The organism is Pedobacter sp. 01N416, assembly GCF_056399685.1.
This window is the reverse complement of the sequence record NZ_JBFTRT010000107.1, coordinates 1-10,793: the sequence shown is the minus strand read 5'-3', so window position 1 is coordinate 10,793 and position 10,793 is coordinate 1. Positions and strand designations below refer to the sequence as shown.

The 10,793-nt window shown below is 39.8% G+C and carries 7 protein-coding genes; 1 reads left to right on the top strand and 6 read right to left on the bottom strand.

All coding sequences use genetic code 11. From position 1 onward, the window contains the following. Together AC1DND_RS08165 and AC1DND_RS08160 are read right to left on the bottom strand one after the other, a co-directional pair. The coding region (locus tag AC1DND_RS08165; protein ID WP_477580651.1) for a carboxypeptidase-like regulatory domain-containing protein at positions 1-572 on the bottom strand (572 nt) is incomplete at its 3' end. Between the two features lie 201 nt (positions 573-773). Next, positions 774-3,269 carry a M14 family metallopeptidase gene (locus tag AC1DND_RS08160; RefSeq protein ID WP_477580649.1) on the bottom strand — a complete coding sequence of 832 codons (2,496 nt, stop codon included), beginning with the start codon at positions 3,267-3,269 and terminating at the stop codon, positions 774-776. A gap of 84 nt (positions 3,270-3,353) precedes the next feature. Between AC1DND_RS08160 and AC1DND_RS08155 the strand changes: the two genes are divergently transcribed. After that, positions 3,354-4,655: a UDP-N-acetylmuramoyl-tripeptide--D-alanyl-D-alanine ligase gene (locus tag AC1DND_RS08155; RefSeq protein WP_477580648.1), complete on the top strand. Its 1,302-nt coding sequence runs from the start codon at positions 3,354-3,356 to the stop codon at positions 4,653-4,655. A gap of 226 nt (positions 4,656-4,881) precedes the next feature. On the opposite strand, the gene AC1DND_RS08150 is transcribed toward AC1DND_RS08155, so the two are convergent. The 4 genes from AC1DND_RS08150 to AC1DND_RS08135 all read right to left on the bottom strand — a co-directional run. Continuing rightward, complete coding sequence (locus AC1DND_RS08150) at positions 4,882-7,740, bottom strand: TonB-dependent receptor (protein ID WP_477580646.1); 2,859 nt, start codon at positions 7,738-7,740, stop codon at positions 4,882-4,884. 155 nt (positions 7,741-7,895) lie between these two features. Next, a complete protein-coding gene (locus tag AC1DND_RS08145) occupies positions 7,896-8,387 on the bottom strand; it encodes a gliding motility lipoprotein GldH (RefSeq protein ID WP_477580644.1) in 492 nt (163 codons plus the stop codon). Continuing rightward, complete coding sequence (locus AC1DND_RS08140) at positions 8,356-9,876, bottom strand: PSP1 domain-containing protein (protein WP_477580642.1); 1,521 nt, start codon at positions 9,874-9,876, stop codon at positions 8,356-8,358. Before AC1DND_RS08140 ends, AC1DND_RS08145 begins: the two co-directional genes overlap by 32 nt. A 1-nt stretch (position 9,877) precedes the next feature. Beyond that, positions 9,878-10,793 (bottom strand): DNA polymerase III subunit (locus tag AC1DND_RS08135; RefSeq protein ID WP_477580641.1); only part of this gene is annotated, 916 nt, incomplete at its 5' end.

Sequence of the window (10,793 nt, the reverse complement as noted above, 5' to 3'; positions counted from 1 at the left end):
GAATTATCCAACGGAACTCCATCAACAACATATAAAGGCTGGTTACTTCCCGTTATGGAAGAATAACCTCTTAAAATAACCTTAGTTGATCCACCTGGCGCACCAGATGTGTTGGAAATATTTACCCCTGCAACTTTACCCTGCAAACCGCCAAATAAACTTGCTGGTGCAGATGCATTCACCTCTGCCGATTTTAAGGTACTTTGAGAATAACCCAAAGTTTTTGTGGCCTTGTTAACGCCCAAAGCAGTTACTACAACCTCGCCTAATGCTTTAGAATCAGTAGTTAGAACAGCATTAATTACGTTTGAGCTTCCGATCGGCTTGGTTTGAGATGTAAATCCAATAGAAGAGAATTCTATTGTTTTAGCATCTGATGAAACTCTAATGGAGAATTTCCCATTCGAATCGGTAGAGGTGCCACCAGCAGCCCCCTGAATTTTTACGCTTACTCCAGGAATTGGTAGTTTGTCTTCTAAAGACGTAACTGTTCCTGTGATTGTTCGATCCTGTGCCATTACGTTTACCGTAAAAAACATGAGGATGAACAAACTCTGTAGAAGTTTTTTCATAGTAGAAATAGGTTAGTTAATGTATTAAAATTTATGCTAAATTAGAGTTAGTTAACTCCTGAAGCAAATTTATTTTAACTATTTTTAACTAATGGCATCTTAAATGCCCCCTGAGGCCCATTTCACAGGCGTAACTTTTTTATGCTAATTAAACTTTTAACTAAAAATCTAGTAATCAGCGCCTGTTTTCAAGTACGGTTGTTAATATCCACAAAAAATTATATTCTCAAATAGGGTTTTTCCACCCTCCCAGAAGTTTCTAAACAGCGGGTCGTTAGCCAAATAAACTACTTTGCCCCGCCCAAAATCTTGTACGCCGATTAAAAGCCCGGTTTTAAGCTCTTCCCTTGCTTTTTTACCCACTACACCGGCCATTAAACTTTTTTCGTTAATTAAACCCACATTCCACCCCTTAACAAAGGGCTCATAAATTTTACGGTCTGTTTTTAAACTGTAGTAGGTTTTACCCAGGCCATAAGAAAAAGGGTGACTAGCATCGAGATTGATCCGGTAAATTGCACCGGGTATGGTCGTTTCGAAATCATCTCTGTCCTTATCCCTGAAAAGGAGTTTGTTTGCCTCTGGCTTTTCATCTTTTTTTACAACCGCTTCCTTCTTTTTAATATCAAATCCTTTTTTCTCGAATACACTTTCTATAGCATCTTCCATCAAAATCAATTTTCCTCCTTTATTTATCCATGCGGTTAAACCATCACCAATAAAAGCGCTATAACCTCCATCCGGCAAGATTAAGGTGTTTACCTTATTAATATCCAGGTTATTCAGGTCCTTGACATTAATAATACTTGGTGAAAGATTTAGATCATGCTCAAGAAAAAACCAAACTTCGCCAAACGCAAGAGAAGAAACCTCCATGCCAGATACAATGGCAATTTTAGGCTGTTTTAACAATGGATAAACATTAGAGCCAAAATCCTTCCCCTTCTCTACAAAACCACTGCTAACTGCCTGAATTGGCCTGTTTAAGATTTTGGCGATCGATGTAACCTTATCTTTCATCCCTTTGATCAGTCTTTCGTTTTCTGCCCTCAACACAATTAAGGTTCCGGCAGGATAGTCCTTACCGTTTACCACAAATGGCTGATCGGCCTGTCTAACTTTTATATTTTCTTTTTGCAGCGCAGTTAAAACCTGAACATCTTCGCCTGTTCCCCAGCTAAATAACCAGGCCAGGGGCTTCTCAAGTTCATTACTGATTACCTTTGCCTCTTCAATTGCTGAATATTTCCCTTTAATACTTTCTTTACTGGCATAACCTTTTAATCCGTATACATAAGGTAGGGCCCATGCAGTAATATCATAAGTATTAGAGTCGGTTACAAGAGTTTGGGGCTCTAATAAAACGTTCGCCAAAACGGCCCTTGGCTGCTGAATATTAACAATTAAATCGTTACGGGCGATGCTAAAACTTTCCTCCTTTTGGGTATCGTAATCATAACCTCTTCCCATTTTATCACCACCAAAAGCAAATTCGATTTTGTTTTTGGTTAGCAGTTCAGCCAGTTTTTTTAAGCGTGACAAATTAGTCGCTTTTATGATATAACTTTTATAAACACCAGGGCTATTGGCTAATTCCTGCTGGAAATATTTTTTATACTCCGCTAATAACTTCTGATGATTTAAGGAAGTTACTTCAAGGGTAGACATTCCTGTTGTAAAGTGATGTGCGATGCGGTCTTTTAAGGTTAACGTATCGCCATCGTTAGTCACCACAGATAATCCGGCCCTGATTCCACCCTGCTCATAGGTCATGCCTATTGATCCATTGTATAAGGGATAAGTATCGCCATAAGATGGATATAGTAAATCAAAACGCTCTTTGGTGAAGTACTGCCAACCTTCCGCATCAAAATACCTGGCGTTGTTTTTACCTACCACTACCTGGAAACTTTTTTGCCAGGGCGTAATGTCCTGGTGAACCGGTTCTGCTGCCGGTGCAAAATAATAAGGTTCATTATAACTTTGCTCGTGAAAATCGACATGTACCTGTGGCATCCATTGGTTATACAGCGCTAACCTTTGCACGCTTTCAACCTGGGTTTGCCAGGCCCAATCGCGGTTTAGATCAAAATAATAATGGTTTGGTCTGCCGCCTGGCCATGGCTCTATGTGTTCTCTTGATAACGGATCAGCATTGGGTGTTTTACCCACCACACTATTAAAATAATTCACATAACGGTCTCTTCCATCGGGGTTTAAACAAGGGTCAATCACCACAACTGTATTTTTTAACCATTCTGTTGCAGGTTTATTAACACCCGAAACTAAGGTATAAAGCATCTTCATTGAAGTTTCGGTTGAGTTTGCCTCATTACCATGCACATTATAACTTAACCAAAGTATGGCAGGCTGATTTGTTAAATCCACACTATTATTGGTACCAGTTGCCAAAGCTAAATTGTTATTCCTAATCTGTTCGAGTTTGGTTATGTTTTCTAGTGAAGAAACAACTGCCACCATTAAAGGTCTGCCTTCATTGGTTTTACCGTATTCTATCAGTTTCATGTTTTTAGCAGAAGCCGCAGCGGTTTGTCTAAAATAATCGGTCACTTTATGGTGCGGGGTAAAGTGCGAACCCAGCTCGTATCCTAAAAAGTCGTCGGGAGATTTTACCTGAGCATGTACAAATAAAATAGAAGTAAGGGAGATTAGGCAGAACGTCAACAGTCTCTTCATGTTAAAATAATTTTACCTAATGTACTAATTTTGTTTTTTGTTAATGCGAAAGCTTAATTTTACATCATATTTTTTACCATAGGCATGATTACAACCGAAAGATTATACGATTACTACCAAGAAAACCCTGTTATTTCTACCGATACAAGAAACATTAGCCCTGGTTGTATCTTTTTTGCGCTTAAGGGAGATCTTTTTAATGCCAACGAATTTGCTGCTCAAGCTATTGAAAAAGGCGCAGCTTATGCAGTTGTAGATGAAGAAAAGTATGCCAAAAACAGTCAATGCCTATTGGTTGAAAATGTATTAAGCACTTTGCAGGATCTGGCACGTTATCACCGCAAACAATTAAATATCCCGGTAATCGGTTTAACGGGCAGTAATGGCAAAACAACCAGCAAAGAATTGGTAAATGCTGTTTTAGCAGAACGATACAAAACCTTTGCCACATTCGGCAATTTAAACAATCACATTGGTGTTCCGCTATCTATCTTGTCCATCACCGGTGAGGTGCAGATCGCGGTAATCGAAATGGGAGCAAACCATCAGAAGGAAATAGAGCTACTTTGTACCATTGCTCAGCCCACACATGGCATTATTACCAATGTTGGCATGGCACATTTAGATGGATTCGGCGGATTTGAAGGGGTAAAAAAGGGCAAAGCAGAACTTTATGCCTATTTAAAAGAAACMCATGGTTATACTTTTATCAATAGAGACAATCCATACTTGCTTGAAATGAGCACTGCCGCAGGTTTAAACAAACTGATTTATTATGGAACAGAAAACGGCAATACCATTAAAGGTAAATTAAAAAGCAGCGACCCTTTTATTGAGGTAGATTGGACCAACCATGAGGTTTCTTCTTCTGTTAAAACCAATTTAACAGGTAGTTATAATTTCGAAAACATTCTTGCTGCAATCTGTATTGGCGATTTCTTTGATATGACTCCGGATGAAATCAATTCCGGTTTATCTAATTATCAGCCAAAAAATAACCGTTCTCAGTTAACCAAAACAGAAAAGAATACGGTAATCTGCGATTTTTATAATGCAAACCCAAGCAGCATGACCGCTGCACTGAAAAATATTGTAGTATTATCGGCCGATAAAAAGACTGCTATTTTGGGTGGTATGTTTGAGCTTGGACCAGAATCTTATGGCCAGCATGAACTCATTGCGAAACAGGCTAATGAAAGCGGCTTAGATCAGCTAATTTTTATCGGGAAGGATTTCTATTCATTTAAAGACAAGTTTAAGGGCACATTTTTCGAAAGTCCGGCCGAAGCAGCCGCATATTTACAGGAAAACCCGGTTCAGGATCATTTGGTATTGTTAAAAGGATCAAGAGGAATGAAACTGGAGAGTTTGTTACAATATCTGTAGTTTCAAATCCACGAAGAGCAGTATCGGTAACTTAAACATTCTGCTGTCAGTTTGAGCTTGTCGAAGACCTCTTAATTTTCGAAATAAATAAAACATTTGTCCTTCGACAGGCTCAGGATGACAACGTTTTATTATTTCTCCCTAAGGGAATGGCATTACCTTAGAGGCGTAAAACCAAAAAAGTGCCCCGATTTAAAATCTGGACGCTTTTCTTTTTTAAATTTCTTTAAAATGTACAGGCAATTTTGCCATACACATACCTACCGCTAAAACCAAACTGGCTAACAGCTCTTGAGTACAAAAACCTACCATTCGAGGTATTGTCTAATCCCCCTGAATAATTGCCCGCAGCGTTTCCGCTCAAATTATTTTCATTATTACGCGGATCGATATATAATTTATCAGGGTAAACATCAAAAATATTATTGGCCCCAACGGTAACCGACCAGGTTTTATTTGCGGCATAACTTACCGAGAAATCTGTTATCCATTTAGGCGCAAAAGTCTGATCCAATTGCGTAGGTAAGCCGTTGGCAGCAACATTGGGATCGATAGCATTTAAATAGGTAACCTCGCCAAAACGAACTGTTCTTGCCACAAACGATAGTTTATTTACATTATAAGTTGCGGTGATATTCAGTTTGTTTTTAGGCACAGAACTTTCGAAACGGGAGCGTTCTAAACGATCGAAAAGTTTAGCCTTTAATGTAGGATCACTTTCAATTTTATCAGAACCCTGAATACTTCTCACCACGGTTTTGTTAACGTTACCAGCAACACTTAAAATTAAGCTGCTTTTTGCGCCCAAATTGAACTTATTGGTTAAAACAACATCGATACCTGCGGTATTGGTGGTAATGGCGTTGGTAAAAAACTGTACACTGTTAATTTGTGCCGCTGGATCTACCGTATTTAAAATCTGATTCACCACGCCGGTTGGCACTAAAACACCACCAGCACGTTCGCGGGCATACTGGCTGGAGAAAACAATCCGGTCGCTGATATCGATATTATAAGCATCTATGGTAAAAGTAAAAGTTTTGGCAATTCTGCCTGCTAAGCCTAAACTTCCCGATTTAGAAATTTCAGGTTTTAATGCGCCTACACCAAATTGGGCCACAATAGGATTTGCATTATTTACAGTTAAAACCTGCGTTGCATTGGTGCCTACAAACTGTGTACTCTCATTATTAAAATATTGTTGGTGTAAAGATGGTGCCCTAAATCCTGTGGAATAAGCTCCACGCAGCGAAATATCACCAAAAAGTTTAACCTTACCTGTAAATTTATACGAGAAGTTAGAACCAAAATCACTGTAATTTTCGTAACGGCCAGCAGCCCCTAAAGTTACCCGGGGCCCAAACTCGGCTTCAAGATCGGCATAAGCACCAACATTGTGCCTCGATTTATCCAATGCGTTGCTCGGTTTAAAGCCTGGGAATACCTGCGCACCTGATGCTGTAGGGGATGTTCCGATTAATCTTCCACCATTTGAATACGACAAAAGCTCACCTTCTTTGATCTGGTAATTATCTATCCTGAATTCAGCACCAAATGCCGTATTTAATGAAGTTAAAAATCCACCGTCAAAAGTGTGCTTTTTGCTTAAATCAAGATTACTGGTGTTTTGTCTGAACAACAATTCTCCTGCATAAAACGAAGTAGGACTAGTGCCTGTTGGTAATGAGGCATTTACCGTGTTGTCAATATTAAACTCAATGGTATTTTCTCCACTTGTATTACTTAGGTCGTAATCCCAAGCGCCTATTTTACCCCTCAATCCGGCTGAGAATGAATAATCATTAATCTTGGTATCGATGAAAGGCAAAAATCCATTAGGATAGATGGATAAATCAATCTGTGTTGTTTGTGTTGGCAGGCGATAAAACCCCGCGGCGCTACCTGTTTTATGGGTAAAGCCAGCTGCATAGTACAATTGAGTGGTTTTACCAAAATTAAACTGTCCGTTTAAAAAACCTCCTCCATTTTTCGAATCGGAGTTACCCACGCGCATGTTGTTTCTATCCAAGCCGTTTGCTCTTGCCCTTGCATCATCAGCAGCCTTTAAGCTTGCAAAACGGGCTTGAAAATCAGCTTCGGTTTCTGTTGAACCTTTAGTTGGGCTCGCAGAATATAATAACGGACGGGTGTCTAGGCCACCCCTGTTCGTATAGCCTCTTTGGAGGTATTGTGCTGCAAAATTGATGAAACCTTTATCATTTTTAAATGCCCATCCTTTGCTAAAATCAACCTGAAAGGTTCTGCCATCGCTAAAATCGCGCCCTAAAGCACTTGATGAAGACTGACCGAAAGAGGTAGAAAAACTATACGGTGTTACCTTTTTTAACACAATGTTGATTACTCCTGCAATGGCATCCGAACCGTACTGCGCCGCAGCACCATCACGTAGCACCTCAATGCGTTCTATTGCCGAAACCGGGATGGAGTTTAAATCGGTTCCGACAGAGCCACGCCCGAAAGTACCGTTAATGTTTACCAATGCTGTAGTATGCCTACGTTTTCCGTTTACCAGCACCAAAACCTGATCTGGTCCTAAACCGCGTAAAGATGCAGGATCAATGTGATCGGTTCCATCAGCAACGGTTTGCCGGTTAGAGCTAAAAGATGGCGCTACAAAGTTTAGAATCTGCGTTAAATCTGCCTGCGCAAATACTTTAACGTCTTTTGTAGAAATCAGATCAACAGGAACCACACTTTCGATGTTCGTTCTTGGCGTTGACCTTGATCCAACCACAACTACATCACTTAACAGTTCTTTCGCATCCTGCAATGCAAAATCCATCGTTTTTACGGCATTATCGATCTGAACAGCTACTTCGGCCGTTTGGTAGCCTGTAAAAGAAATCCTCACTTTATAAGCCCCGGGCGAAGGAAATTTTAAGGCATAGAGCCCATTTCCATCAGATGATGTTCCAATTTTTGAGCCAACTACCTGAACTGTAGCACCTGGAATAGCTAAGCCTGCAGAATCGGTTACCTTACCCTTTAAGCCTTGGGCAAATAATTGAGGAGAAATTAAAATGAGGAGAAGGGGTAGGATGTTTTTGAGTAAAATTCGTATCATAGTTCATAGGTTTATAAACAATAATAACAATTTTATTACAAATATGTAGTGAGAAAGCTAACTTTTCCAAATAAAATTCCGAAAAATACACTCAAATACAAATAAACAATGACAATGGGTTAAATAATCAATAAAATGCTAAGTCAAAACAAAACTTATTTTGCCTCTTCAACCAATAAACCAGCATCACTTACCTCTAAAAGTGGATTATCGCGCATATTCTGCTCGATTTCGATCTCAAACTTACCATTTCGGGGAAAATGATAGTTAGTTAACATCGGCAGGGTATAACTAAATACATTCCCAGAACCACTGCCCAACCATTCGCCATCATTTTTGGCGAGTTTGTATTGATAACGCCGCGTTATCATCTTTTTGCCATCTTTAAAATGGGCAAGGATAAAAATATTGGCATATTTATAATCGGCGGTATGTCTAAGCTTAAAATAAATGTTGTAGGCCTTAGTATTATCCTTAACCTCAAACAGTGTCGAAATATGGTTACGGTAGGTCCACCTGCGGTTGGCAATTTCTACATTACTATCAATTACGCTGCGTGTACAGCTAACAAATAGCGAAGTAATGAATAAAAAGCCAAGCAAAATTATTTGCTTTTTATTCAGCAGCAGGTTTATTTTCTGAGCCATTATTATTGTTTCGGCGGTTATTGTTTTTCCTACGGTTATTTCTGTTTTTATTTTTGCTCTGCTCTGGCTTAACACCCTCGGCCGCCACATTTCCTTCAGCTTTTACTACAGGCTTTTGCGCTTGTGGCTGCTGTTGTTTCGGCTTATTGTTTTGAGGTTTTGGCCCGTTTACATGCTGTGGTTTAGGTACTGCCTGTTGTGGCTTTGGTCCATTAGGCTGTTGTTTGCCGCCTTGTTGAGCTTTCTGCGCGCCCTGTTGAGGTTGCTGAGTTCTATTATTAGGGCCTGCATTTTTCTCTCCGATAGGAATTCTTTCTCTTTTATTTTGGTTGTTGTTGCGGCTGTTTTTCTGATTATTGTTTTTGTTCTGGTTGTTTTTACCCCTCGAGCGTTCATCTAAACGGGTTAAACTATCCTGACCAACTACATTTTCATAATCGAAAGGTTTTTCTACTACAACCGGCGCAGCAATCTGAACGGCCTCTTCTTTTAAGTTAGGCGCTTTTTTGCCCGCCTTGTTCATTGCCATGATCTCTTTTACGCGCGCAGCTTTAACAGGAATCCAGTTTTCATCACCCTGGTAACTGAACCACATGATTTTTTTGAAAATGTCGGTTTTTTGGTGACGGGCGTAACCAGCCTCAGTATCAAGGTTTTCAATTCTATCGGGAATATCTTTTAAAGCATCCAAATAGGTATCTAGCTCATAATTTAAACAGCATTTTAATTTACCGCATTGCCCTGCAAGCTTTAAAGTATTTAGTGATAAATTTTGATAACGCGCCGCAGCAGTAGATACGGTTTTGAAATTGGTTAACCAGGTTGAGCAACATAATTCTCTACCGCAGGAGCCAATTCCGCCTAAACGGCCAGCTTCCTGACGCATCCCAATCTGGCGCATTTCAATCCTGATACGGAAACTCTCTGCCATTTTTTTAATGAGCTCACGGAAATCCACACGTCCATCTGCTGTATAAAAGAAAGTGGCTTTGGTTTTGTCGGCCTGATAATCTACATCACTGATTTTCATCTGTAAACGAAGATCCAAGGCTAGTTTACGGGCTTTGTGCATAGTTTCCCACTCCATCCCTTTAGCGGCATTCCATTTTTCTACATCAGCTTCTGTAGCCTTACGGTAGATTTTTTTGGTTACCTGATCGAGCGCCGTTTTACGGCGTTTCATCTGGATCCTTACCAGTTCGCCCGTAAGCGAAACGTGCCCCACATCAAAACCACCAGTTGGTCCTTCAACGGCAACAAGTTCTCCAATTTCGAGATAAATGTTATCATTATTAAGGAAAAACTCTTTGCGTGAGCCTTTAAATTTGATTTCTGTAACCTGAAAAGGTTTATAATTAGAAGGCATATCCAAATTAGATAGCCAATCGTGAACTTCCATTGTTTGGCAACCACCGGTGCCGCATGAGCCATTACTTTTGCATCCATTAGGGGTGCAACCACCACCTGTTGAACAACTTCCACATCCCATATTAATTATATATATATTGAGTCCCCGCGGGGAGCGTTTTAAACTTGATAATTTTTACCAATTGTAAAGATACATCTAAAAACAGAATTTTCGGGTTTGCGTTTCTTTCAATGTGGTAATGTGCCTTTTCCAGTTCGCCTATTATAGCCTCTGCCATAGGCAAGGTGAGTACGTGTGTACTGAGTTTTTTAGCCGTTTCGAAGGTTAGGGGGGGTAATTTCACCAATTCTTCAGCACCACTTAAAATTAAACAGCATTCGCGTAAATAATTTACGCCATATTTTAAAAAATTCTTCTGGTTTTCTCTTCCCCACTTCGCTGCCTCGTCGGTAAATTCGATCAGATCGGGAACTTTGTTGCCAAAACCCATCCTCAACCAAGCAGTAAATGTACCCGAACTATCACTTTGCGTATCGGCAGCCAGTGCTTTTGCCTCAAWTAAATTTCCATCGGCCAAAAATGAGTAATCAATAGCCTGGTGCTCGCTTAATCCCCTCGCATTCAATAAATATCCGGTTACCTCTTCTGACGAAAGTTTTGGGATTTTCACAATTTGCGTTCTGGATAAAATGGTGGTTAAAATCTGATCCTGGCTTTGTGCAATTAAAATAAATAAAGTATTTGCGGGTGGCTCTTCAATTAATTTAAGCAGCGCATTTCCGGCTTTATCCAAATATTCGGGCAGCCACATAATTAAAACCTTGGTTTCGGCTTCGAAGGCTTTATAACTTAGTTTTTTAATAATATCGTGGCATTCRGCAATATTAATATTAGCCTGTTTATTAGCTGCATCGAGTTTAGAACGCCAGATATCCATATCGAAATAAGGGTCATGCATTAACATACCCCGCCATTCTTCCAACACATCTACAGCTGTTTTTACACTCGCAGAAGCAAAAAAAGGATAGGAGAAATGG